Raw genomic sequence first — 23,269 nt, 5'->3', positions numbered from 1 at the left:
CGTGATCACGACGACGGTATCGGCGGACGGCACCGAGGTCCGGGGCGTCGACGAGGGGCAGGGGCCGCCCGTCCTGATCCTGCACGCGGGTCTGGACGACGGCTCGCAGTGGGAGAAGGTCGCCCGGCGCCTGCGCCCGCGCTTCCGGGTCGTACGGCTGCACCGCCGGCAGTACCGGCTCGACCTCGGCCGCCCTTGCACGATGGCCCAGGAGGCCGATGACGTCGTGGCGATGGCCTCGGCGATCGGCGGCGGACCGGTGTTGCTCGTCGGCCACTCCTCCGGCGGGGTGGCCGCGCTGGAGGCCATGGCCGCCGCTTCCGCGGCCTTCGCCGGCGCGGTCCTGTACGAGCCGCCGATCGTGGCCGGTTCCCCCCTGGGCGGGGAGGCCGCCCGGCGGGCCCGCGCCGCCGTCGCCGCCGGGCGCCCGGGCAAGGCGATCGAGATCTTCGCGCGGCATGTCGTGCGGCTGCCCGCGCTGTCGTCGCGGCTCGTCGGGCTGTTCGTCGCGGTCACACCGAGGATGCGGGCGCTGGCCCCGCGGCAGATCGCCGACCTCACCGCGATCGACGAGCTGGGCGACCGGCTGGCGGCGTACGCCAGGATCGAGGCGCCGGCCGTGCTGCTGGGCGGCGACCGCAGCCCGGCGCACCTCGCCGAGCGGCTCGACGCCCTGGCCCGCCGGATGCCGCGCACCGAGCGGGTGGTGCTGCGCGGGCAGGGGCACGGCGCTCACCTGCGCGCGCCCGACGAGGTCGCCCGCGTGATCGAGGCGCACGCCCGGAAGGTCCTGGGCGGTCGCGGTCCGGATCCGCGATGAGCCCGTCCTGACCGGGACCTCTCCGGAGAAGGGCCCGGAGAAGGGCGAGCACCCGCCGTGGACCGTGGCCGGCAGCCGGCACGCCACGCCCGGCGGGCCCCTCCCGGGGTCGGGTCCTAGCGTCCGTCGAGTGCCCGGTGGGCCCGGGTGATCAGGGTGGGCACGGAGGCGCCGATGTGCTCGAAGCCCTCGCCGACGGTCTTGCCCTGCATGAACCGGGCGTGGATGCCCTCCACGATGACCGCCAGCTTGAAGTTTCCGAACGCCACGTAGAAGTCCAGATCGGACAGGTCCGTCCCGGACGCCCGCGCGTAGTGCTCGGCGAACTCCTTGGTGTCGAGGAAGCCCGGGGTGAGCGTGATGTCGCCGGCCAGCGGGATGGAGGAGCGCTCGGTGTCCCCCGGATCCTGCCAGTAGGTCAGGGTGAGGCCGAGGTCGGCGATCGGGTCTCCCAGGGTCGACATCTCCCAGTCGACCACCGCCCTGATCTCGGGGACGGCCTCCGGTGCGAGCCGTACCAGCGTGTTGTCGAGGCGGTAGTCCCCGTGCACGAGGGCGGCCGGGGAGCTGCCGGGAAGGCGCCGGCGCAGGCGTTCGGCGAGCCGGTCGTATTCGGGGAGCTCACGGGTCTTCGAGCGCGTCCATTGCTGGCCCCACCGTTCGAGCTGGCGGGCCAGGTAGCCGTCGGGACGGCCGAAGTCGCCCAGGCCGACCGCGCCGTAGTCCACGGCGTGGATGGCCGCGAGAACCTCGGCGAGCCGCTCCGACAGCGCCCTGGCCTGGGCGGGCGACAGCCGCGCCTCGTCACGGCTGCGGACGGCCTCGCCTTCGACGTGCCCCATCAGGTAGAAGGGCGCTCCGATCACGTCCTCGTCGGCGCAGAGCGCGACCGGCTCGGGCACCGGCACCTCCGTCTCCGCCAGCGCCGAGATGACCCGCCACTCCCTGCGCATGTCGTGGGCGGTGGGCAGCACGTGGCCGAGAGGGGGGCGGCGCAGCACCAGGGGCCGGGCCTGCGTCTCGACCCGGTAGGTCAGGTTGGACCGGCCGCCGGAGATGAGTGAGACGCCGGTGGGCTCCCCCACCTCGGCGACGTTGGCGGCCATCCAGGCGACCAGGTGGGGCCAGTTGATACCAGGCGTGCTCATAGCCCACCATTAGAACGCCATTCGGCTCCGTCCGCCAGCCAAGGCCCGAGCAGTTCGGCGATCACCGCGACCCCCCGCCTGACGTCGGCCAGCGAGGCGGAGCCGTACCCGAGCACCAGCCCGTGCCTGCGCACATCGCCGTGATGGTGGCGGACGGCCGTCGAATCCAGCAGCACGCCGCGCTCGGCGGCCTCCTTCAGCAGGGACGGGACGGCCGCGGCCGGCAGCTCCACCATGACGTGCAGTCCCGCGGTGTCACCGGTGACCAGGGAACCGAGGACGTCCACGACGGCGGCGCGGCGGCGGGCGTACTCCAGCCGCATGCGGCGCAGGTGGCGGTCCAGGTCGCCCCGTTCCAGCATGATCGCCACCGCCTGCTGGGCCGGGCCGCTGGTGCGGTCGCCCAGATTTTCGCGGGTCCCGGCGACGGCGGCGAGCAGGTCCGGCTCGGCGACCAGCCAGCCGACGCCGATGTCGGGGGCGAGGGACTTGGAGAGCGTGCCGAGCAGGACCACCCGCTCCGGGTCGAGACCGTGCAGCGCGGGCAGCGGGGCGACGTCGTAGCGGAACTCCGCGTCGTAGTCGTCCTCCACGATGATCGCGCCGGTACGGCGGGCCCACGCCAGGAGGCGTTCCCTGCGCGGGACCGGCAGGCGTCCCCCGAGGGGGTACTGGTGGGCCGGGGTGGTGTAGAGGACGCGCAGGTCGTCGGGGAGCCCGTCGACGACGACACCGTCCTCGTCGACCGGGCAGGGCACGATCTCGGCGCCCCGCGCGGCGAAGACGTTCCTGGCGACGCGGTAGCCGGGCTCCTCGACGCCCGCCCGGGCGCCGGCGCGCAGCAGCGTGGCGGCCACGAGGTCGAGGCCGTTGCCGGTGCCCCGGGTGACCAGGATGTTCTCCGGTCCGACGGCGATCGCCCGGGTCCTGCGCAGATGCTCGGCCAGGGCCCGGCGGAGCCTGGGCAGGCCGTAGGGGTCGGGGCTGTCCCCCGGCGGCAGGTCGGCCGCCCTCCGCCAGGCCCTGCGCCAGGCCGCCTCGTCGTAGTCACGGACCCAGGGCCGGCCGGGCCGCAGGTCGATCACCTGCCCGCCGCGCCCGCGCGCGGCCGCCGGGAGCGGCGCGGCCGGGACGCCGGACGGCGCGGGGCCGGCACCGTCCCCGGCGCGGGCGTCCTGGGCGCCGGGGGCGGCGGGGCCGCGCCGGGGGGCGGCGGCCGGCGTGTGGATGACCAGGTCCGCCACGTAGGTGCCGGAGCCGTGCCGGCCGTCGAGCCATCCCTCGGCGTAGAGCTGCTGGTAGGCCTCGGTGACGACGGTGCGGCTGATGGACAGCTGGCGGGCCAGGGCACGGGTGGAGGGCAGGCGCTCGCCGGACTTGAGGGTGCCCTCGCGCATGGCGGTGCGGAGCCGGTCTCCGAGCTGGACGGTGAGGGCTACGGAAGCCTGACGGTCCACCGAGACGGGCAGGTCAACAGGGGTGCGCGGCAAAGTGGTCTCCCAGAAGCGGCAAGAAGTGGACATGTTCTCGATATCCACTTCTCCCTAGATTAGAGCCATGCTCTCTACGACTCCCCGCACCACCCTCGGCCGTTCGAAGAATCGGGCCCGGACCGACCGCGATGACCTGTACGCGGTGCTGGACGCCGGACTGGTCTGCCACCTGGGCGTCGTGGTCGGCGGCTCCCCGATGGTCGTCCCCACCGGCTACGGCCGGATCGACGACACCCTCTACCTGCACGGATCGACCGGCTCCAGCTCCCTGCGCGGCACCGGCGAGGTCTGCGTCACGGTGACCCACCTGGACGGCATCGTGCTGGCCCGCTCGGTCTTCCACCACTCGGTCAACTACCGTTCCGCCATGATCTACGGCCGCCCCCGCCTCGTCGAGGACGACGAGGAGCGCCTGGCCGGCCTGCGCGCGATCACCGAGCAGCTCGCCCCCGGCCAGTGGGACGTCGCGCGCCCGCCGAGCAGGAAGGAGCTCGCCGCGACCGCCGTGCTCGCCCTCTCCCTGGCCGAGGCGTCGGTGAAGGTGCGGCAGGGGCCGCCGGTCGACGACGAGGAGGACTACGCGCTGCCCGTCTGGGCCGGGGTCCTGCCGCTCCACTCGTCGTGGGGCGCCCCCGAGACCGACCCGGCGATGATCGTGGATGTGGACGTTCCCACGCACATCGCCTCCCGAACCATATCCATTCGGTAAGCCTTTCCCGGCAAACCGGGCCCGCCGGACGCACGTCTCACAGGGAGGACCTTCACCCGGAACGCTGGAGGCCGCGATGACGGTCAGTGGATGGCACCTGCCCGGCTACACCGAGCTGCGAGAGCTCGGCGCGGGCGGCGGTGGCCGGGTGATGCTCGCCCGGCACGACGAGTCAGGCGTCCAGGTCGCGATCAAATACCTGGCCGAGCGCCTCAGGGCGGATCCGGACTTCCTGGCCCGGTTCCGGGCCGAGGCCAGGCTCCTGGTGGAGCTGACCGACGCCAACGTGGTCCGGATCTACGAATACGTCGAGGCGGCCCGGGGCGCCGCCATCGTCATGGAGGCCGTCAACGCCGTCTCCCTGCGGGAGATGCTCCGCGAGCACGGCTCCACCGGGCCGGAGGCGGCCCTCGCCGTGCTCAAGGGCTCGCTCATGGGGCTGGCCGCCGCCCACCTGGCCGGTCTGGTGCACCGGGACTACAAGCCGGAGAACGTGCTCGTCCAGGCCGACGGCGCCAGCAAGCTCGTCGACTTCGGCATCGCCGTGCACGCGGGTGCGGTGGACCTCCCGGCGGGCACTCCGCCCTACATGGCGCCCGAGCAGTGGGTGAGCGGCGCCGCCTCCCCCGCCACGGACGTATACGCCGCGACCGCGGTCTTCTTCGAGTGCCTGACCGGCCGCCGGCCGTACCGGGCGATCGACCGGATGGTGCTGATGCACCAGCACCACAGCGCGCCGATCCCGGTGGGAGAGGTCCCGGAGCCGCTCAGGGAGCTGGTGGCCAGGGGGCTGGCCAAGGACCCGACGGACCGGCCGGCCACCGCCGCCGGATTCGTGGCCGAGCTGGAGGCCGCGGCCGTCGCCGCCTACGGCGAGGACTGGGAGGAGCGGGGCAGGGACCGGCTGGCGGCGCTGGCCCTGCTGCTGCCGCTGCTGTTCCGGCTCCACGCCCCCGATCCGACCGCCGGGACCACGCTCTTCCGCACCGTGCTCGGCACGCTGCGCCGCAGGGCCACGGGGATCGCGGTCGGAGCGGGGCTGGTGGTGGTCGCGGGCGGCGTCGGCGCGTACGTGCTGGCCGGCGGGCGGGCACCGGAGGTCCAGCGGATCGAGATCGCCGCCGCCGAGCCCTCACCGTCCCCCGAGCCGTCGAGTGAGCCGTCGAGTCCGGCGGCCTTCTCGCCGCCGCCCTCTCCCTCCGCGTCCCCGCCGGCGTCCGCCGAGGAGGGTGGACCCACCTCCGGGCCGTCCTCCACCGGTCCCCAGGTCTCCCCGACCGCCACCGGGCCGGTGGGGCCGCCGGTCCGGACGCCCAGGCCCACCCCCACAGCCACCAGGACCCCGTCCCCGGTGCCGTCCCGCACCCCCACGCCGACGCCGACGCCGACGATCACCCCCTCCCCCACGCCGACGCCGACGCCCACGATCACCCCCACCCCCGCGCCGCCCAGGCCGGAGGTGCGGCGGGTGGACGTGCTGCGGGCAGGCGTCGACGCGCGGGGCGCGGCCGTGGTCACGGTCGCCGTCGACACCGGCAACCGCGGGCAGGTGCGTCTGCGCGTGGCCTTCCGGGTGGGCCGGGCGGTCCAGCGGGCGGTCGTGCCGCTGTCCGGGGCGACGAGCTACACCCGGACGGTCAGGTTCGCCTTCCCGAGGGTGCCCTGCGGGTCCACCTGGAGCGTGACGGCGACGAGCGTCCCGCCGGGCGGCTCCGGCGACGCGAGCGGCCGGACCGCCCCGTGCGCCGAGCCCACACCCGACCCGACGCCGACCGCCGAGCCACCGCAGACCCCCGAGCCGCCGGACCCGCCGACGCGGACCCCCGGCCCTGCTGGGGAGCCGGAGGAAGGGCCCGGGGAGAGCGCCGGACCGGCCTCCAGGACGGCGCGCCCGGCCACCCGGCCCGCCCCGGAGCCCGCTTCCCCGGAGCCCTCTTCGGCGGGGCCGGCCGGACCGTCCGCCGACCCCGTCCCACCGGACAACCGCTGATCGTTACGGCCGCATGCCGCTGTTTAGTGATTAATGAGCAGAAATTGATGATCTATCGCTAAGCTACGGTCCGTCTTTTATGGGTGGGGGCCCAGACATCTGAGGAGACCGTTATGTACGGCACGCCATCAGCCTGGCGAGTCCCCGGTTATACCGAGATTCGCGAGTTGGGTGCGGGCGCCGCCGGGCGCGTGGTCATGGCACGACACGACGCCGATGACATCCTGGTGGCGATCAAATACCTGTCCGACGAGCTCAGGAGCGACGTCGGCTTCGTGGCGCGGTTCCGGCACGAGGCACGGGTGCTCAACACCCTGGACAGCCCGCATGCCGTCCGGCTGTACGACTACATCGAGACCGGCGAGGGCGCGGCCATCGTCATGGAGCTCGTGGACGGCGTCGCCCTGCGCGCGATCCTCCGCTCGGAGGGGCCGACCGGTCCCGAGGCCGCGCTGCTCGTGCTCAAGGGCGCCCTCCTCGGGCTGGCGACCGCGCACACGGCCGGCATCGTGCACCGTGACTTCAAGCCAGAGAACGTGATGGTCGAGACCGACGGCACGAGCAGGCTCGTCGACTTCGGCATCGCGGTCCGCTCCGGCGACGGGGACACCCCCGCGGGCACGCCGCCCTACATGGCCCCCGAACAGTGGGCGGGCGCCCCGGCCGGGCCGTCCACCGACGTCTACGCCGCCACCGTCGTGTTCTTCGAGTGCCTGACGGGCACCCGGCCCTTCCGCGCGACGAACATCGCCGCGCTGGCCAGGCAGCACCAGAGCACGCCCCCGCCTGTCGAGGAGGTGCCACCGGCCCTGCAGGGGCTGGTGGACCGGGGTCTGGCCAAGCACCCGGCGGACCGGCCGCCGACCGCCACCGCCTTCCTCACCGAGCTGGAGGCGGTCGCCGCCGACGCCTACGGCCCGGACTGGCAGGAGCGCGGCCGCCGCCGCCTGGCCGGACTCGTCGGGATCCTGGCCTCGCTGCTCCCGCTGGAGCTCCAGCGGCCCGAGACCAGCACCTCGCTGGCCGAGACGGAGCTCGGCGGGCGCGAGGCAGACTCCGCCTCCGACAGGACGTCCGTGCTCAGCAGGACCAGCGCCAAGATCCTGATCGGCATCGGGTGCATCGCGGTGATCAGCGGGGTGAGCGCGGTGCTGGTCAACTCCGGTGACAGCGTCCCGGTCCGGGCGCAGAGCTCGGCCGCCACGCAGCCCTCGGACCCCTTCTCGGACCCGGTGGAGTCGATCATCCCGGCCGATGAGACCGACGAGCCCGACGAGCCCCTGCAGGAGCCGTCGAAGAAGCCGTCGCAGGAGCCGTCGGCGCAGCCCACGCCCACGCCGACGCCGGCGCCGACCGGGAGCCCCGCCGCCAGCCCGCCGCCGGCCACGCCCACCGCGCGGCCCTCGGCGACGCCCACGCCGTCGGCGACCCGGACCAGGAGACCGGCCAGGAAGCCGACCAGGTCGCCCTCTCCGACTCCCACGGCAGAGGAGAGCTCCACCCTCGACAGCTCCGGCGACCGTCCGTCCAGGACCCCGTCGGCGAAGCCGACTCCCACGCAGACGGCCGCCCCCACGCAGACGGCCAGGCCGACGCAGAGCACCACGGCCTCCACCTCGACCCAGCCGAGCCCCTCCAACACCTCCACCGACACCGAGCCGACGGGCGGGGGGAGCCCCACCGACGGCGGGGGGTCGCCGAGCCTGACCTCCTCGCCCATGCCCCCGGTCGAGACGGTCCCCTCGGCCCTCCTCGCCCTCGGCCTGGTGACGAGCGGCGCCGTGCCGTTCACACTGGCGGTGAAGCAAAGGGTGGCCGGCCGGCACCGGAGGCGGCGGTAGATGGCGGGACGGACACGATCATGAATGCCGACCGGAGGGGTCTGGCCGGATTCCGGCTGACCCACCGGACCTGGACCGGCGAGCTGGGGACCTGGTCGTCAGCGGTCGCCGCCGACGGGCGGCCGGGGAGCGCGCTCAGTCTGGATCCGCGGCTGGTCGCCGATCCGGCGGTGCGTGACCGCCTGGTCGCGGCCGTCGTCGCCGACCGCAGGCTGGCCCAGGACGGCCTGACCGGGCTGGTCCCGGTCGCCGACCTGGTCGCGGCGGAGGGCGAGGTCTGGCTGCTCACCGCGGAGCCGGTCAGCCCGGCGGTGACCGACCTGCTGACCGAGACGCCCGGCGTCCCGCGGCCCGACGCGGGCGCCGCCGCCACCGTCCTGGTGGAGACGGCGCAGACCCTGCTGGCCCTGCACGCCGCCGGGCTCGCCCACGGGGCACTGCACCCCGGCAACGTGGTGATCGCCGCGGACGGGTCCGCGCTGCTCGCCGAACGGGGTCTGGCCGACGCGATATACGGCCGTCCCCCCTCCCCGGAGCGTGACGTCGCGGCCTGGGCCTCGCTCGCCCGGGGACTGGCCGCGAACTGGGCCGCGCCCGCACCGCGGGCGGCCGAGCTGTTCGAGCGGGCGGCGGCGACGGCCTCCACCCATGGGCTCGCCCCGGCCCGCGACGCCGTGCTCGCCGGGCGCGACCTGCTGCCGCCGGGGTTCACCACCCACGACAGGCTGGTGGAGACCCTGCACCGGTGGTCGGCGCACGACGCGCGGCCCCGGGGCGGGCAGCCGGTGGCGGCGCCGGCCGTTCCGGACGAGGGCGACATCGTCACGCTGCTGCGCGCTCCGCGGACCGGCGAGAGCCGTACCGAGGATGTGGTCATGCGGTTCGGTCCCGGGGTGCCCGTGGAGACCACGGCCGCGCAGCTCTGGCGGGCCGGCCGGGAGCAGCCGACCGAGCCCCCCTCCGGCAAGCTCCGGATGCTGGGCGCTCCGGCCGGGCGGCGGCGCCGCCGTACGGCCCTGTCCTCGGTGGCGCTCGCGCTGATGCTGGTGGCCGCCCTGGCGGCCTGGCTGCTCCGTTCCTCGACGGTCCCGCTGGAGGTGACGGGACTGGAGGTGGTCGCGCCGAAGAAGACGCAGGGATGCGGCGCGACCGTCAAGATCAAGGGTCTGCTCACCACCAACGGCTCGGCCGGGGAGATCCGCTACGAGTGGAAGCGGAGCGACCGCAAGGAGACGATCGAGCAGACCGACACCGTGGCGTCCGGGAAGACCTCGCACGAGGTGATCCTCCAGTGGGTGGTCAAGGGCGAGGGAAGTTTCAAGGGGACGGCCACTCTCCGGCTGCTCTCCCCGCTGCCCGGAGGCAAGAAGCTCCAGGACAAGGCGGCCTTCACCTTCAGGTGTTGACATATGACCATCAAGGTCAGCAATGCGCGACAAACCGGTTCTTACTACTCTGGCGGCCATGACCACGCAGACCCCCTCCGGCTGGTATCCCGATCCCTACGGTTCACCACAGTTGCGATGGTGGGACGGCAACCAGTGGACTGACGCCACCCACCCGGCGGACGTCGCCGGGCAGACCGCGCACCAGGCACCGCAGAGCGGGCCGTCACCTCAGCCGGCGGGACCGCCACCGGGGTCCACGGGGCCGTGGAACCAGCCCCCCGCGCAGCAGGCGCAGGGGCAGGGGCCGTGGAACCAATCTCCCGCGCAGCAGGCGCAAGGGCAGGGGCCGTGGAACCAATCTCCCGCGCAGCAGCAGCAGCCACAGCCGCAGGGGCCGTGGAACCAGCCCCCCGCCCAGCCGCAGGGGCCGGGGGCGCCCGAGGCCGGGCAGCCGCGCTGGGAGGCCGGGACCACGATGCGGCTGCCCGCCGGGGAGTACGGCCTCCCGGCCGGCCCGCCGCCGCGCAAGAGCAGCCCCTGGCCGTGGATCCTGGGCGGCGGCGGGGCGGTGATCGTGCTCATCGGGATCGTGGTCGCCGCCATGTTCCTGGTGAGCCCCGGGCGCAGGCCGGTCGCGAGCGAGCCCAGCCCGGCCCCGACGGTGACGTCCCAGGAGCCGACCTCCGAGCCGACGCCTTCGCCTTCGCCTTCGCAGGAGGACCCGGACCGCGTCACCGAGCTGCCCCAGCCACAGGACGGGCGACTCAAGGACCCGGTGACCGGCCTGTCCTACGAGTTCCCCGACTCACCGTGGGAGGTGCCCGACAGCGTCGGCGGCGACCCGCTCGGGTTCACGTGGTCCAGCGCGGCCGTGGCCACCTCCCAGGAGAACTACGACGGCCAGGGCAACAACTGGCTCGGCAACATCTTCGTCGGTGAGCTTCCCGACAAGTTCGGCTACGACGGGGTCCAGAGCATGCAGGCGACCGCCGCGACGCTGCTGCACGCGACCGAGGAGACCTTCTACAGCCCCAGCCACCGGCGCAAGATCGTGCAGAACAAGGCCCTCAAGATCGACGGCAAGGACGCCTGGCTGTTCATGTTCGATCTGGACTTCTCCAAGGAGTCGGAGGCCAACGGCTGGAAGTGGAAGAAGGAACGGGGTGCCTTCGTGATCGTGGACCGGGGGGCGGGCGCGCGTCCGGGACTGGTGTACGTGTCCGTGCCCGACAATCTGGACGTTTCACTGGCCAACCGAGTCGTCGACTCGCTCAAGCTCTCCTGAAGGGAGTACTACCCTGAAGGCTATGAGTGACCTGCTGGTCTGGATCGACTGTGAGATGACCGGGCTCGACCTCGGCCGGGACGCGCTTGTCGAGGTGGCCTGCGTGGTCACCGACGGTGAGCTGAATCAGCTGGACGAGGGCGTCGACGTGGTCATCAAGCCTCCGCCCGAGGCGCTGGAGCAGATGTCGGAGGTGGTCCGGGAGATGCACACCGCCTCCGGGCTGCTCGACGTGCTGGGCGGCGGCGTCACGCTGGCCGAGGCCGAGGCCCTGGTGCTCGACTACATCAAGAGCCACATCCCGGATCCGAAGAAGGCGCCGCTGTGCGGCAACTCCATCTCCACCGACCGCTCGTTCATCGCGCGCGACATGCCCACCGTGGACATGTTCCTGCACTACCGCATGATCGACGTGTCGTCGGTGAAGGAGCTCGCCCGCCGGTGGTACCCACGGGTCTACTTCGCCGCACCCGAGAAGCAGGGCGGTCACCGGGCTCTGGCCGACATCACCGAGAGCATCCGTGAGCTGCGCTACTACCGCGCGGCGGTCTTCGTGGCCCAGCCCGGCCCCGACTCCCTCACCGCCCGCAAGCTGGCCGAAGGCGTCTCCAGCCCCGTCACCTGAGCGCGTGCGGAACGGAGTGCGAAAAGACTCCTGAAAACCGCTACACTTTCCATGTGCTGCTGCGGCGGACATGGTGGGCGTAGCTCAGTTGGCAGAGCGCCAGGTTGTGGTCCTGGATGCCGGGGGTTCAAGTCCCCTCGCTCACCCCAGAGGAACGGCCGGTCCTACAGGACCGGCCGTTCTGTTTTTCCTCACTTTCGACTTACCCACCAAAGATGGATATTGCGGGTTATGCTCGCTGCTATCGCTACGCCGTAAGACCGGGGGTTTCGGCGACCTGACCGTGTTGCTGCCGCGGAGGCCGTATGAGAGTCGACGACGCCCCGTTCGACGCAGAACCCAGAGTCGAGACGGGCTTGAGCAGGCGCGAGACCGAAGTCATGGAGCTGATCGCCACAGGACGCTCCAACGGGCAGATCGCCCAGCACCTGTTCCTCAGCGAGAAGACCGTGAAGAACCACGTGAACCGGATCTACGCCAAGCTCGGCGCGGACTCCCGGGTGACCGCGATCGGCCTCTGGCTGGGACGGGCCGCCCGCGAGGATCCCCCATCGCGCACACCGGTCCCGTGAGCCACGCGGACCGCGCGGGCGTCACGGACCCAGGTGCCGGACCGCCCCCGGCCGATCATGCCCGGGATGCCCGGACGGCGCACCCGTGACCACGTCCGCGACGGGACCACGGGTGCGCCGACGGCCACTGACCGGAGGTGGGGCCTGCCCGCCTAGGCCGACAGCCGCAGGTCCTGTGAGTCCTCCAGAGCCCGGCCGATGGCGGCCGCCCCCTCCGCCAGTTCCTCGGGGGTGACCGAAAGGGCGGGCCGGAGCCGTACCGACCGCTCGCCGCAGGGCAGGACGAGCACGCCCTCCTCACGCCTGAGCCGGGTCACCAGGCGGTCGCGCTCGGCCGGATCCAGCAGGTCGAAGGCGCACATGAGGCCACGGCCCCGGGCGTTCTCCACCACCTCCGGGAAGCGGGCCTGGAGCTTCAGCAGCGAGGTGAGGAGGCCGTGGCCGAGCTCTCCGGCCCGCGCGATCAGGCCGTCGCGCTCCATGATCTCCAATATCCGGCGGGAGCGGACCATGTCGACCAGGCCGCCGCCCCAGGTGGAGTTGATCCGGCCGCTGACCTGGAACACGTTGTCCGGCACCAGGTCGACCCTGCGGCCCGCCATGACCCCGCCGACCTGGATCTTCTTGGCGAAGGCCACGATGTCGGGACGGAGGCCGAGCTGCTGGTGGGCCCAGGGGGTACCGGTGATCCCGGCGCCGGTCTGCACCTCGTCCATGACGAACAGCGCGTCGTTGTCGTGGCAGAGCTCCTCCATGGCCCGCAGGAACTCGGCCCGCATGTGGTTGTCGCCGCCCTCGCCCTGGATGGGCTCGGCGATGAAGCAGGCGATGTCGTGCGGGTGCCGCTCGAAGGCCGCCCGCGCCTGGGCCAGCGCCCGCCCCTCGGCCGCCTCGACGCCGCCGAAGTGGATGGCGGGCACCTCGATGCGGGGCCAGCCGAACGTCGGGAAGCGGTCGGTCTTGACCGGGTCGGTGTTGGTCAGTGAGAGGGTGTAGCCGCTGCGGCCGTGGAAGGCGCGGGTGAGATGGAGCACCTTGGTGCCGAGCTCCGGGGAACGGCCGGCTGCCTCGTTGCGCCGGCTCTTCCAGTCGAAGGCGCACTTCAGGGCGTTCTCGACGGCCAGCGCGCCGCCCTCCACGAAGAACAGGTGCGGCAGCTCGGGGTCGCCGAGGACCCGGTTGAAGGTCTCGATGAAGTCGGCGAGATGGCTGGTGTAGAGGTCGGAGTTGGCGGGCTTGTTCGCGGCGATCCGGCCGAGCAGGGCGAGGAAGTCCGGGTCGTCGTCGAACGGGTTCACACCCAGCGGCGCCGAGGCGAAGAAGGTGTAGAAGTCCAGGTAGCTCCGGCCGGTGCGGGCGTCGACGAGCCGGGATCCCCGGCTCCGCTCGAGGTCCAGCACCAGCCGGTAGCCGTCGACGAGTAGATGACGAGCGAGACGGCCGTGCACGTCCATGTCCCCTCCACAGTGAGTCGGACAGATGATTCCCCGCCAACAGGGCATCTATATGGAGACATTACGCATATAGGCCGATTTTTGTGAAGATTCTCCAGTGACTACGTGACACACGGGTTCCCTGACGGTGACTACGCGACACGCGGGTTCCCCGACGGACCCGCCCGGTGCGCGCCGAGCGACTTGACCCTGAAGGCCAGCGCGATCAGGGCGATGCCGTACACGATGGCCATGGTGCCGATGAGCCAGACGACGGCCAGCGCGCCCGAGCCCGGCCAGATGCACAGCAGGATGCCGAACAGCACCGACAGCGCGCCGCTGACGATGAACATCCACTCCCCCTCCATGGCCTTGCGCAGCCGGATCGCCGCCACGACCTCGATGAGACCGGTGACGATCGCCCAGCCCGCGATGACGTACAGCAGCGCCAGCGCGGTCATCCCCGGCCGGGCGAAGGCCAGGACGCCGGCCAGGATGCTGACGACGCCATAAATGATCATCCACATCCGGGAGCCGCCGCGCCCGGAGCTGAACAGCGCGAACACGCCGTTGACCACGGCATACGCACCGAAGACGATGACCAGGGCGTAGATTGTGATCCCGGGCCAGACGATCGCCAGCACGCCGAACAGGATCGCGCAAAGACCCCGGACCAGATGCACCCACCAGGTGCGAGCCAGCTCTTCCATGTGCCCTCCTCGTGTGATCCATTCCTTTCCAGAAGATCGCCAACCCGAGACCTCAAATCGGTCAAATCGGGGATATCGTGCGTTCAGATCACGCAATCGCCAGGAGGAGTGCCGTGTCCCTTCGCGAGTCCGCCGCCGACATGCGAGATGAGCTGGTCCGTCTCCGCCATGCCCTGCACCGGCAGCCCGAGATCGGTCTCGACCTGCCCCGGACCCAGGAGAAGGTGCTGGCCGCCCTGTCGGGCCTGCCCCTGGAGATACGGCTCGGCGAGCGGCTCACCTCGGTCACGGCCGTGCTGCGCGGCGCCCGGCCGGGCCCGACGGTGCTGCTCCGGGGCGACATGGACGCCCTGCCGGTCTCCGAGCGCAGCGGCGCGGAGGTGACCTCGCAGGTGGACGGCCGGATGCACGCGTGCGGCCACGACCTGCACACCACCATGCTGACCGGGGCGGCCCACCTGCTGTCGGCCCGGCGGGACCAGCTCGCCGGGAACGTGATCTTCATGTTCCAGCCGGGCGAGGAGGGGCAGGGCGGCGCGAAGATCATGATCGACGAGGGCGTGCTGGACGCGGCCGGCGAGCGCCCGGTCGCCGCCTACGCCCTGCACGTCATCAGCGCGGCGCTCCCCCAGGGGGTGTTCATCACCAAGGGCGGCCCCATGATGGCCGCCGCCGACAAGTTCGTCGTGACCGTGCGCGGCGCGGGCGGCCACGGCTCGGCGCCGCACCGGGCCAAGGACCCGATCCCCGTCGCGTGCGAGATGGTCACCGCACTGCAGACCATGGTGACGCGAGGGTTCGACGTGTTCGACCCGGTGGTCGTCACCGTCGGCAGCTTCCACGCCGGCACCACCGACAACGTGATCCCGGACGAGGCCCGGTTCGAGGCGACGATCCGGTCGTTCTCCAGGACCTCCCACGAGCGGATCCAGGAGCGGGCGGTGACCCTGGTCAGGGGGATCGCCGCCGCCTACGGGCTGGAGGTGGAGGCCGACTACCAGGTGAGCTACCCGGTCACGGTCAACAACGGCACCGAGGCCGACTTCGTCGGCGCGACCATCCGCGAGGTGTACGGCGAGCAGCGCTTCGTCGAGGCCCCCCAGCCGTTCACCGGATCGGAGGACTTCTCCTTCGTCGCCGACCGGATCCCGTCGGCGTTCGTGGCGCTCGGCGCGTGCCCCTCGGACACCGACGCGGGCAGGGCCGCCTACAACCACTCCCCCGAGGCGCGCTTCGACGACGCCGTGCTGCCCGACGGCGCCGCGCTCTACGCGGAGCTCGCGGTGCGCCGTCTCGGGCTCGCCCCGCTCTGCCCGCCGCAGTGACCCGGCCCGCCGGGCCACTGCGCCCGGCGCGTCACACCGCCGCGTAGACCACCAGTGACACCGCCACGTACTGGACCAGGTAGGCGGCGACGGTGAGGGCGTGGAAGACCTCGTGGAAGCCGAACCAGCGGGGGGAGGGGTCGGGGCGGCGCAGGCCGTACACGACTCCGCCCGCCGTGTAGAGCAGCCCGCCCACGAAGACCAGGACCACCGCGGCCACCCCCGCGCCCGCGATCAGCTGGGGCAGCACGAAGACGGCCGTCCAGCCGAGGCCGATGTAGAGCGCGGTGGACAGCCAGCGGGGGGCGCCGGTCCACAGCACCCGGAACAGCACCCCGGCGACCGCGCCGGTCCAGATCACGCCGAGGACCGCCGCCCTGGCGGGGCCGTCCAGGGCGAGCATCGCGAACGGCGTGTAGGTCCCGGCGATGATGAGGTAGATGTTGGCGTGGTCCAGGCGCCGCAGCACCTCCCCGAGGCGCGGGGAGAGCGCGCCCCGGTGGTAGGTGGCCGAGATGCCGAAGAGCAGGCCCGAGGTGATCGCGTAGATCGCGGCGGCGAGCCGCGCCTGCAGCGTGGGCCCCAGCGCCACCAGGACGAATCCGGCGACGAGCGCGACGGGCAGGGCTCCGGCGTGCAGCCAGCCGCGGAGGCGTGGCTTGATCGACTCTGGGAGGGTGAGCCTCCCGGGAGCAGTCGTGGTCATAAACCTACGGTAGCGTAACTTACTCTACCGTAGGTTGTGATCTGTCCTACAGAACCGAGTCCGGGGTCGAGGAACAACCGAAAACGTCTGTGTTGGCCGGCAGTGCCACCGCCACTCCGGCGTCCGGGACGACGCGCAGCGCCGCGGCCTGGCCGACCGTGTCACCGTCATGGCCGAAGTCCGGCCGCTCCCCGTCGAACAGCGCCCAGACCCCGGCGCCGGACTCCCGCCCCGCCTGCGCGACTGGTGCGGCCGGTGTCTGCACGACTCCAAGGACCAGGAGGTCGCCCGGCACGAGCGGCTCATCAGGCCCTGCACGCGACTGCGGGACAGCTAACCTCGGCACACCACCTTGGCCGAGTAACCGGTCCAGCTGCCGATGGCCGAGCTGTTGCGCGGCAGCCGAACCCTGCGGTCAGTCGCGGGAGCGACGCCGGATGATCGCATCGCTGATCTGCTGTGCCGCATACAGTTCGGGCGCCACCCACTGCGTCGCGTCGCCTGGATTCCAGGGCTCGGCGATCGCCTGCGGCAACGATTCCTCATCCCGGCCCGGCACCCAGGTCGCAGGGTCCGGCCGCTCAGGCAGACGCTGGAATCGACTGGTCGACTTCTCATCGCTCGTCATGATCCGTTAAACGCTGTCCACCTTGCAGGGTTCCACGGCCAGCGTGGGATGTGGCGCACCTCGAGGTTGGAGTCCCGGTAGCAGTCGCCGTGAAAACAACGGACATGCAGCTCAGGGCGCTCTTGGAGTGCTGCGGCAACATCCTGGCAATGGGTCGCTGACCTGCATGTCCGTTGAAAATTTCCCCGATACCACTGAGGTCCCCGGTATCGGGAGATACCTTGGTCCGCTTTCTGGGCTGGACAGCTCCGGAGAGCGGGGCCGGTCGCCGGGGCTCGTCGTAGGGAGCGAAGGTTCTGATGGGAACGGCGGGCGTTCACGGACGCCAGCGACGCATGGCCCCGATGCTTGTCAAGACGCTGATGATATTGCCGGACCGCCCTGTTATGGCCGCCTTGAGCGGGCTTGTCACGCTCCAACGCCGGGCGATTGGATCCAGAGGTGATCTTCTGCGGTGCGTCACAGGCGGGTTCCGGATGCGCCACCCATGTCACCGCCCGTCCTGCCCGGCCCGGACCTCTTGCCGCGGACGGGTTATCGGCCTGCGCCGTCCTCCAAGAAAAGGGAGTCGTGACCATGACCCTGCTGACCTACACCGTCCTCACCGACCCGGCGCCCCTGGAGGCGTCAGCGGCCGGGCGGCCGTCCACGGGAACGGTGTACCTGCTCGTCACCAACACCGGGCAGCAGGCGGCGTACTGGTCCACGATCGAGGTGGAGGTGCCCGTCGGCGACGGCGCCGGCGACCTCACCTCGGACTTCGACAAGATCGACCCCAAGGGCGAGTACGGCCCGCGGTCAGGCCCCCGGTCATCGGTGAACGTCCGGCCGGCACCACAGAGCTCCAACGCCTTCCAGGCCACCGCCCCCGGCGGCAGAGCCTCCTTCGCCCCCGGCGACCACATGGTGCTGAGGCTGGAGAACGTCACCGTCACCCCCGCCGCCGGGCTGGCCGTGCTGAAGGTGACCGAGAACGCCGGCAGAACCAAGACCGGGCGCCTGAGCCCCGGCTTCGCGGCGGTGGCGCTGGTGAAGACCGCTCCGAAGGAGCTCCCGGCGCCGCACAGCTTCCTCGCCGACAACGCCGTGGTGGACGCCGGAACACAGGTCACGCTGAGCTGGGAGGGATCCGACGACTTCACATACGAGATCCTGTTCCCGGGGGGCCGGAAGCCCGTTCGCAAGGTCAAGCACACCGGGGCGCACGGCCCGTACTCCGTGGTGCTGGAGGCCGCCGACGCCCCGAAACGCGACACCGCCTACACCCTCATCGCCAGCTTCGGCACCCAGCGGCACACCTTCACCACGACCGTTCAGGTGCGCAATCCCGTCCTGGAGACCCTCACCGCCGTCAATGGCGTCACCACCCCGTGGGTACAGGGATCGACCAAGGGCGACGGAGCCTTCACCTTCTCCCAGGGCGCGATGCACGTGCGGCGCGAATTCGCCTCCCAGGAAGGCGGGGCCCTGCACGCCGGCGAGGCCACCGTCAGCAGCCTGGCCACCGGGATAGTCAACGCCAACAAAATCACCGCCGACCAGGTGAATACCGACCGGGTCCAGGGAAAAGGTCTGCGCGACGGATGGATCACCTTTCCTCAAAATGGCATACAGGTAGCCAGTGGCACCTACTCCGACACCCCACGACTCGGCGCTGTGTACGCCGAGACAGGAATGTTTCGGAACCAATCCTTCTCCGGGGGGGAGGAGAATCGGTGGATCGCCATGTCAGATGGCGCAGAGGTATGCGTGATCCACATGCATGAGGATGGGAAGAGGAGCTACGGGGCCATAAGGGTGTCCAGGGTGGAGGCCGATTACAGAAGCTGGTGAGTGGGTGATCGGCGGCGTGCTGCCGCAGCGCGGGCAGGGTGTCCCCATGCCCCCCTCGGGGGCACTCCAGCGTGATCATCGCCTCGAACAGCACCGGCGTCCGTCCTTGGTCAGCTCGGGAGCGTCACGCCGGGTCAAGGCGACGTCATCGGGCAGGTTCTCCAGCGGGCCACCTGGGCGGCCGAGCCCGGGGGGCGCATGCGGTTCAGGATGCACTTCAGCGAGTGGACCGCGGGCAGGTGGCGCTGGTCCCTGACCGCCGATCCCGCCGAGCAGGACGCCCTGACCGCACTCGCGCAAAGCTGCCCGAACCTGCCGTTGCCCAATGACGCCTCCGCCGGCAGCTGACCCCTACGACTGAGAGTCCCGCCGGTGACGGGGCTCTCAGCGGGCGGCCGGGGGATACATGGAGTTCGTGGAGTTTCCGGAGTTCCTTACGCGCGGACGCACGTGGTGACCTCTGTTCCTCAGGGGTCCCGGTAGCAATGAAGAAATTCCCAACGGATACGGCGTTGACCTGCATGGAGCGGTTCGCGGGCCTGGTGGGCGTAGGCGTCGAGCCTGACGAGCCCCCGGCAGGCGCCCGATAGGAGTGGCCTGCCAGGGGCTCGAGGCGTCAGGTCTGCCTGCGGGCCTCGGCTCCTCCCCATGCCTTCAGATACGCCTCGGCTCCGGCCAGCATGTCCTGGGCGAACTCGTCACCGGCGTACTCGCGCATGTCCTCGATCCAGTCGGGGACCAGGCCGTAGTGGGCCACGCCGTCGGTGTTGACGTCCCAGACCCGGTCACCGGTGCGCAGGCGGTCGAGCGTGACCGCGCCGTCGAGCGACGTGAACGGATAGGTGACCGCGCTGCCCTGGCGGGGCCCCGGGAGTGGGCCCATGCCGTTGGTGTCGAGGCCGTAGCCGTAGCCGGGGTGACCGAACTCGTCACGTAGCGGCTTCGTCGCGCGCCAGCCGGCGGTGAAGGAGTCGGCGGGCGAGCCGTACGCGGTCACCATGCCGCCGAGCCGGTAGATACGGCGGAAGTAGCTGGGGTCCGCCCAGCTGTGTGAGGAGATGACACCCGGATACTTGGCGCTCTCCAGCAGGTCGAGCGTCTGGGCGGCGGCCTTGACGCTCATGTGGTCGAGCTCGACGAGCATGCCGCGTTTCATCATCCCCTGGACCATGTGGGCGCCCAGCGAGGTCAGGCCTCTGGTGTTGCAGTGCGGCGCCGGGGGATAGACCGGCAGGCCGACGCCGAACGGCAGCCACTTGGCCACCTCGGGCGGCAGCACTCCGGCCGGGTCGATCGTGTTGTCGTGCTCGGGGCCCGTGCACGTCTTGGCGTTCCAGAAGGAGCCGCTCGACAGGAAGTTGCCGATGTTGACGATCACGCCGGTGGTCCCCGAGTCGAACCGGACGCCGCACAGGGCGTTGTCGTACTTGTGGCAGACGAACATGCTGCGGACGCCGATCTGGTACATCTCGTCCAGGCCGCGGTCGATCTGCGCCTTGGTGCAGTGCGGGACGCCCCAGGTCTGGCGGCAGCCGAACGGCTCGGAGGTCTCGACGCCCAGGACCACGGCCAGCTTGCCGGTCGCGATCACCTGCCTGGCCTCGGCGGTCGACTTCACCACCCGGAACCAGCCCTGGCCCGGACCGCCGCTCTGGGCGTCGATGTAGTCCTGCAGCTCGAAGGTGCGCTGCGCCTCCAACCTGAGTATGGCCATCTCGTCGCAGGTGTTGTGCTTGAGCGGGTAGATCTCGCAGAGCTGCCGGTTGGCGACCAGGTCGTTGACGAAGATCCGGAGCCCGCCGCGCCAGGCCCGTTCGAGCCACTTGTAGTAGCCCTGCTGGTGTGTGAGGGAGTCGTGGGCCGGCCAGTCCTTGAACGTCGGCCAGCCGACCGGGTCGTGCTTGCCCACAGGGGTGCCGTGACGGGTGAAGTTCTCGAACCAGGCGAGCGATCCGTCGGGCTGGTGGTCGGGGCAGTCGACCAGGGCGTGCTCGATGCCGTCGAGGTCGAACGGCTTGCCACAGATCAGACTGCCGCCGAATGCCTCGTCTGCCATGAGATGGCTGTGGCCGTCGACGAAGCCGCGGACCGGGTCCGCGGATCCCGCTGGTTGCCCGACTGCCCCGACCTCAGATTCCGGGGCGGTCTGGGCGGTGGCGGTGGTCCCCGCCAGAGACAGGGCGGCCAGCAAAGCCACCCCGATGATCCTGATGATGTTGCGTAACATGAGCGCACCTCACGAATCGGCTGATTCAGGGTCCACCTTTGTTACTCGCCGGTCAAGATGTAAGTCCGACTCGAATTCAGTGCGATCGGGCTCCGCCTTTCGAGCACGGCATCCACTTCTGCCCCCGGCGCGCCCCCGGCCAGGAATGGAGAGCGAGATCACGCTCACCACTGATCGGCGGGCTCCCTGGCCAGGCGATTTTTCGAGCCCGCCGCTGGACGGCTCTGTCGATTGCGAGGACGGTCGGCACGACGAGTGAGAGCAGGAGGACGGCTCCCCATCGCGCCCCTGCGGCGAGGGGGTGGCGAGCAGTCGCTGGAGCATGGTGAGTTCCACAGGGGCCCAGGTGAGGAAGCAGCCCAGGGTGGGGTGCCGGACCGCCGCCGACGCCGGATCCTCACCCTCATCCACATAGCGCCCGGCAGCGCCCAGCCGTGGCCATCGGAACGCTTGACCATGATCAGCCATCGGCGCCCGTCCTCGTCGGTGGCAGTCACCACGGCGTCGGCGTATTTCCGCTCGTTCCAGTGGTCGAGCCCCCGGCCGCACCGGATGCCGGTCGGCGCGCCGGAGCTGACAGGACGGCCGTCGATCACCTGGGACGGGACCGCGGTGACTCGCTGGCGGGCGGGCCCGTCGACGCGGATGGGATCGGTCTCCGAGTCGGCCCGGCCCTCCCGGATGTCCCGGTCGGGCGGAGGACCTGACTCAGGAGACTTACTCCACTAGTTGAAACAGTCCTGCTTTTTGAGCGCGATGCCGTACTCGGTGACCTTGCCGTGCGTGACGCCGAAGGTGTAGTAAGCCTTCTTGTTGCCGGGGACCGTGATCACATAAAAGCCGTGGACGTCTTTCTTGATGTGCGGGTAGGCCGCCTTCACCTGCCTGGCGGTGGAGCCGATCTTGATACCTTCCGGGGTTTTCATGCCTTTCGCGGCGAAGATGGCGGCCAGTCCCACCTTTGGCGAGATGTAGAGGCCGACCGAGTCCTTGGGGGTCGGGAACTTCTTCAGGTCCCACCCGGAGCAGCCGCCGTTGCCCGGCGTCTTCTTGACGACGTCCCCCGTCGACTTGGCCTGCTTGACGGTCATGCCGAACTTGACGGCGCCGTAACCGTAGGGACCCAGCGTCGGCTCCGTCTGGGCGTCCGCCGTGGTGGCGCCGGAGACCAGCAGCGAGCCGGCGAGGAGCGAGGCCCCGATCATCGTCTTCATCATGTTCTGCTTTGACTGCGGAACGCCGGTAAAGGTTCCGAGTCGAGCTACTTTTCTCCTGGGGACGCCGACCCGGGCGGGGACCCTGCAGACATCCCGGCCGCGCGGGTCACGGGGCGATGACGCGTTCGGCCAGTTCCCGCGCGGCGGCCGCCGGGTCGGTGCCGGGGCGGGTCGCCCCGGCGGCGAGGATGCCGTCGATGAGGAGCAAGAGCTGGTCGGCGCCGCGCTCGGGCCGTAGGTGCCCGAGCGCGACCAGTTCGCGCTCCAGGAGGTCGTGCACGTGCTGCCGGTAGTCGCGGGTGATCTCGTGCGCAGGGTGGTCAGGGTCGGTCAGGGCGAGGTCGGCGGCCAGGTAGCGACAGCCGTGGAACCCGGGCATCGCAGTGATCTCGCCGAGCCGGTCGAACACGGCCAGCAGACGCTCACGCGGGTTGTCGCCGGCGGCGTCCATGGTGCGCCGGTAGTCGGCGGCGTCGTCGGCGGCGGCGGATCTGAGGACTTCGACGATCAAGCCGTCCTTGCCTCCGAAGTGCTCGTACAACGATCGTCTGGCCACGTTCGCCGCCTTGAGCAGCGCGTCCACGCCGACGTTCACGCCCTGGCTGTAGATCAGCTGGTGAGTGGCCGCCAGTAGTCGCTCTCGCGGGCCCGGTTGTGTGCGAACGCTCATGAAGGCCAGGCTCCCATGGATTGACAAGTAGATCAACCGGTCGATATATATACGTAGACCGATCGATCTATCTAAATCTGGAGGAGTTGTGTCCTTCCGTTCCACCGCCGAGGTCATCGACCGCTTCAACCGCGCTTTCGTCGACCGCGACCGCGACCTGCTCACGGACCTGGTCGCCGAGGACTGTGTGATGGAGTCCGTCCAGCCGGCCCCCACCGGGGAACGCGTCACAGGCCGCCAGGCCTGCCTGGACTGGTGGGGCGCGCTCGTGGACGACCGCACCAGCCGGTTCGAGCCGCAGGAGGTCGTGGTCGCGGGAGAACGGGCGACGATCCGCTGGAACTACCACTACGGCCCCGGCCCCTCGGACTGGGTCAGCGGAGTGAACCTCATGCACGTGCGCGACGGCCAGATCATCGAGGCTCTCGGCTACAGCAAGACCGCCGGCGAAGTCCCGCTGGCCACCGACGGCTGAAGGACGGGATCCCCTGATGCGCAGCTACCACGTCAACAGCGGGGCCGGGATCGCCGGTCTGTCGATCAAGGATCATCCCGATCTCCAGCCCGGCCTGGGCCGGGGACATGAATGCCTGGCGGGCCATCGTGGACACGACTTTCGCCTCCGGCGGGTCGCCCTGGAAGGGCTCCC

Annotated in this window: 22 protein-coding genes and 1 tRNA gene; 13 read left to right on the top strand and 10 right to left on the bottom strand. The window is 71.1% G+C overall.

Annotated features, from left to right (window positions below):
* The first annotated feature begins 1 nt into the window (after position 1).
* Entirely contained in the window at positions 2 to 820 is an 819-nt protein-coding gene (locus ACZ6R6_RS23815) for an alpha/beta fold hydrolase (RefSeq protein ID WP_470096677.1), read from the top strand.
* A 116-nt stretch (positions 821 to 936) separates the two neighbouring features.
* Here the strand turns inward: ACZ6R6_RS23815 and ACZ6R6_RS23810 are convergent, their stop codons facing one another.
* Together ACZ6R6_RS23810 and pdxR are read right to left on the bottom strand one after the other, a co-directional pair.
* On the bottom strand, positions 937 to 1,968 hold the full coding sequence (locus ACZ6R6_RS23810; RefSeq protein ID WP_470096675.1) for a phosphotransferase family protein: 1,032 nt from the start codon (positions 1,966 to 1,968) through the stop codon (positions 937 to 939).
* Positions 1,965 to 3,458, bottom strand: coding sequence for a MocR-like pyridoxine biosynthesis transcription factor PdxR (gene pdxR, locus ACZ6R6_RS23805; RefSeq protein ID WP_470096893.1), 1,494 nt, complete (start codon positions 3,456 to 3,458; stop codon positions 1,965 to 1,967). The genes ACZ6R6_RS23810 and pdxR overlap by 4 nt, the downstream gene beginning before the upstream one ends.
* Positions 3,459 to 3,525: 67 nt before the next feature.
* Here pdxR and ACZ6R6_RS23800 point away from each other — a divergent pair, with 67 nt between their 5' ends.
* The 8 genes from ACZ6R6_RS23800 (at position 3,526) to ACZ6R6_RS23765 (ending at position 11,871) form a co-directional block, all read left to right on the top strand.
* On the top strand, positions 3,526 to 4,170 hold the full coding sequence (locus ACZ6R6_RS23800) for a pyridoxamine 5'-phosphate oxidase family protein (RefSeq protein ID WP_470096673.1): 645 nt from the start codon (positions 3,526 to 3,528) through the stop codon (positions 4,168 to 4,170).
* Positions 4,171 to 4,246: 76 nt separating this feature from the next.
* A complete protein-coding gene (locus ACZ6R6_RS23795) occupies positions 4,247 to 6,160 on the top strand; it encodes a protein kinase domain-containing protein (RefSeq protein ID WP_470096671.1) in 1,914 nt (637 codons plus the stop codon).
* Between the two features lie 113 nt (positions 6,161 to 6,273).
* The gene (locus tag ACZ6R6_RS23790; protein WP_470096669.1) at positions 6,274 to 8,001 is read left to right on the top strand and encodes a serine/threonine-protein kinase; all 1,728 of its coding nucleotides are present in this window, start codon (positions 6,274 to 6,276) and stop codon (positions 7,999 to 8,001) included.
* A gap of 20 nt (positions 8,002 to 8,021) precedes the next feature.
* Complete coding sequence (locus tag ACZ6R6_RS23785; RefSeq protein WP_470096667.1) at positions 8,022 to 9,407, top strand: protein kinase family protein; 1,386 nt, start codon at positions 8,022 to 8,024, stop codon at positions 9,405 to 9,407.
* A gap of 58 nt (positions 9,408 to 9,465) precedes the next feature.
* A complete protein-coding gene (locus ACZ6R6_RS23780; protein WP_470096665.1) occupies positions 9,466 to 10,674 on the top strand; it encodes a DUF2510 domain-containing protein in 1,209 nt (402 codons plus the stop codon).
* Between the two features lie 22 nt (positions 10,675 to 10,696).
* Positions 10,697 to 11,299, top strand: coding sequence for an oligoribonuclease (gene orn / locus ACZ6R6_RS23775; protein ID WP_470096663.1), 603 nt, complete (start codon positions 10,697 to 10,699; stop codon positions 11,297 to 11,299).
* Between the two features lie 73 nt (positions 11,300 to 11,372).
* Positions 11,373 to 11,448, top strand: a tRNA-His gene (locus ACZ6R6_RS23770).
* 156 nt (positions 11,449 to 11,604) lie between these two features.
* Positions 11,605 to 11,871, top strand: coding sequence for a helix-turn-helix domain-containing protein (locus tag ACZ6R6_RS23765; protein ID WP_470096661.1), 267 nt, complete (start codon positions 11,605 to 11,607; stop codon positions 11,869 to 11,871).
* A 152-nt stretch (positions 11,872 to 12,023) separates the two neighbouring features.
* On the opposite strand, the gene lat is transcribed toward ACZ6R6_RS23765, so the two are convergent.
* A complete protein-coding gene (gene lat, locus ACZ6R6_RS23760) occupies positions 12,024 to 13,325 on the bottom strand; it encodes an L-lysine 6-transaminase (RefSeq protein WP_470096659.1) in 1,302 nt (433 codons plus the stop codon).
* A gap of 131 nt (positions 13,326 to 13,456) precedes the next feature.
* Positions 13,457 to 14,014 carry an HdeD family acid-resistance protein gene (locus tag ACZ6R6_RS23755; RefSeq protein ID WP_470096657.1) on the bottom strand — a complete coding sequence of 186 codons (558 nt, stop codon included), beginning with the start codon at positions 14,012 to 14,014 and terminating at the stop codon, positions 13,457 to 13,459.
* A gap of 113 nt (positions 14,015 to 14,127) precedes the next feature.
* Between ACZ6R6_RS23755 and ACZ6R6_RS23750 the strand changes: the two genes are divergently transcribed.
* Positions 14,128 to 15,339 (top strand): M20 metallopeptidase family protein, encoded by a 1,212-nt coding sequence (locus ACZ6R6_RS23750; protein ID WP_470096655.1) that lies wholly within the window; start codon positions 14,128 to 14,130, stop codon positions 15,337 to 15,339.
* Positions 15,340 to 15,370: 31 nt separating this feature from the next.
* On the opposite strand, the gene trhA is transcribed toward ACZ6R6_RS23750, so the two are convergent.
* The 3 genes from trhA to ACZ6R6_RS23735 all read right to left on the bottom strand — a co-directional run bounded on the left by trhA (position 15,371) and on the right by ACZ6R6_RS23735 (position 16,673).
* Positions 15,371 to 16,045, bottom strand: coding sequence for a PAQR family membrane homeostasis protein TrhA (gene trhA / locus ACZ6R6_RS23745; RefSeq protein WP_470096653.1), 675 nt, complete (start codon positions 16,043 to 16,045; stop codon positions 15,371 to 15,373).
* A 46-nt stretch (positions 16,046 to 16,091) separates the two neighbouring features.
* A complete protein-coding gene (locus ACZ6R6_RS23740) occupies positions 16,092 to 16,340 on the bottom strand; it encodes a hypothetical protein (RefSeq protein ID WP_470096651.1) in 249 nt (82 codons plus the stop codon).
* Between the two features lie 120 nt (positions 16,341 to 16,460).
* On the bottom strand, positions 16,461 to 16,673 hold the full coding sequence (locus ACZ6R6_RS23735; RefSeq protein WP_470096649.1) for a hypothetical protein: 213 nt from the start codon (positions 16,671 to 16,673) through the stop codon (positions 16,461 to 16,463).
* A gap of 576 nt (positions 16,674 to 17,249) precedes the next feature.
* Here ACZ6R6_RS23735 and ACZ6R6_RS23730 point away from each other — a divergent pair.
* A complete protein-coding gene (locus ACZ6R6_RS23730) occupies positions 17,250 to 18,506 on the top strand; it encodes a hypothetical protein (RefSeq protein ID WP_470096648.1) in 1,257 nt (418 codons plus the stop codon).
* Positions 18,507 to 18,704: 198 nt separating this feature from the next.
* Positions 18,705 to 18,854, top strand: coding sequence for a hypothetical protein (locus ACZ6R6_RS23725; RefSeq protein ID WP_470096647.1), 150 nt, complete (start codon positions 18,705 to 18,707; stop codon positions 18,852 to 18,854).
* 268 nt (positions 18,855 to 19,122) lie between these two features.
* On the opposite strand, the gene ACZ6R6_RS23720 is transcribed toward ACZ6R6_RS23725, so the two are convergent.
* From ACZ6R6_RS23720 to ACZ6R6_RS23710, 3 genes are all read right to left on the bottom strand, one after another.
* A complete protein-coding gene (locus ACZ6R6_RS23720) occupies positions 19,123 to 20,733 on the bottom strand; it encodes a Coagulation factor 5/8 type domain-containing protein (protein WP_470096645.1) in 1,611 nt (536 codons plus the stop codon).
* A gap of 725 nt (positions 20,734 to 21,458) precedes the next feature.
* Positions 21,459 to 21,950: a hypothetical protein gene (locus ACZ6R6_RS23715; protein ID WP_470096643.1), complete on the bottom strand. Its 492-nt coding sequence runs from the start codon at positions 21,948 to 21,950 to the stop codon at positions 21,459 to 21,461.
* Positions 21,951 to 22,056: 106 nt separating this feature from the next.
* The gene (locus ACZ6R6_RS23710) at positions 22,057 to 22,620 is read right to left on the bottom strand and encodes a TetR/AcrR family transcriptional regulator (RefSeq protein ID WP_470096641.1); all 564 of its coding nucleotides are present in this window, start codon (positions 22,618 to 22,620) and stop codon (positions 22,057 to 22,059) included.
* 88 nt (positions 22,621 to 22,708) lie between these two features.
* Between ACZ6R6_RS23710 and ACZ6R6_RS23705 the strand changes: the two genes are divergently transcribed.
* Positions 22,709 to 23,095, top strand: a complete 387-nt coding sequence (locus tag ACZ6R6_RS23705) for a nuclear transport factor 2 family protein (protein WP_470096639.1) — start codon at positions 22,709 to 22,711, stop codon at positions 23,093 to 23,095.
* The last annotated feature ends 174 nt before the right edge of the window (positions 23,096 to 23,269 follow it).

Source organism: Streptosporangium sp. NPDC048886 (assembly GCF_055586905.1).
The sequence above is the reverse complement of the archived record's forward strand: the minus strand, read 5'-3'. Positions and strand labels throughout refer to the sequence as shown.

Bases quoted from the DNA above. Each gene is read 5' to 3' on its own strand.
- ACZ6R6_RS23735 (WP_470096649.1), bottom strand. From the start codon at position 16,673: ATGACGAGCGATGAGAAGTCGACCAGTCGATTCCAGCGTCTGCCTGAG.
- ACZ6R6_RS23800 (WP_470096673.1), top strand. From the start codon at position 3,526: ATGCTCTCTACGACTCCCCGCACCACCCTCGGCCGTTCGAAGAATCGG.
- ACZ6R6_RS23715 (WP_470096643.1), bottom strand. From the start codon at position 21,950: ATGATGAAGACGATGATCGGGGCCTCGCTCCTCGCCGGCTCGCTGCTG.
- ACZ6R6_RS23785 (WP_470096667.1), top strand. From the start codon at position 8,022: ATGAATGCCGACCGGAGGGGTCTGGCCGGATTCCGGCTGACCCACCGG.
- ACZ6R6_RS23720 (WP_470096645.1), bottom strand. From the start codon at position 20,733: ATGTTACGCAACATCATCAGGATCATCGGGGTGGCTTTGCTGGCCGCC.
- ACZ6R6_RS23755 (WP_470096657.1), bottom strand. From the start codon at position 14,014: ATGGAAGAGCTGGCTCGCACCTGGTGGGTGCATCTGGTCCGGGGTCTT.
- ACZ6R6_RS23725 (WP_470096647.1), top strand. From the start codon at position 18,705: ATGCGGTTCAGGATGCACTTCAGCGAGTGGACCGCGGGCAGGTGGCGC.
- ACZ6R6_RS23730 (WP_470096648.1), top strand. From the start codon at position 17,250: ATGACCCTGCTGACCTACACCGTCCTCACCGACCCGGCGCCCCTGGAG.
- ACZ6R6_RS23765 (WP_470096661.1), top strand. From the start codon at position 11,605: ATGAGAGTCGACGACGCCCCGTTCGACGCAGAACCCAGAGTCGAGACG.
- ACZ6R6_RS23780 (WP_470096665.1), top strand. From the start codon at position 9,466: ATGACCACGCAGACCCCCTCCGGCTGGTATCCCGATCCCTACGGTTCA.
- trhA (WP_470096653.1), bottom strand. From the start codon at position 16,045: ATGACCACGACTGCTCCCGGGAGGCTCACCCTCCCAGAGTCGATCAAG.
- lat (WP_470096659.1), bottom strand. From the start codon at position 13,325: ATGGACGTGCACGGCCGTCTCGCTCGTCATCTACTCGTCGACGGCTAC.
- ACZ6R6_RS23710 (WP_470096641.1), bottom strand. From the start codon at position 22,620: ATGAGCGTTCGCACACAACCGGGCCCGCGAGAGCGACTACTGGCGGCC.
- orn (WP_470096663.1), top strand. From the start codon at position 10,697: ATGAGTGACCTGCTGGTCTGGATCGACTGTGAGATGACCGGGCTCGAC.
- ACZ6R6_RS23795 (WP_470096671.1), top strand. From the start codon at position 4,247: ATGACGGTCAGTGGATGGCACCTGCCCGGCTACACCGAGCTGCGAGAG.
- ACZ6R6_RS23790 (WP_470096669.1), top strand. From the start codon at position 6,274: ATGTACGGCACGCCATCAGCCTGGCGAGTCCCCGGTTATACCGAGATT.
- ACZ6R6_RS23810 (WP_470096675.1), bottom strand. From the start codon at position 1,968: ATGAGCACGCCTGGTATCAACTGGCCCCACCTGGTCGCCTGGATGGCC.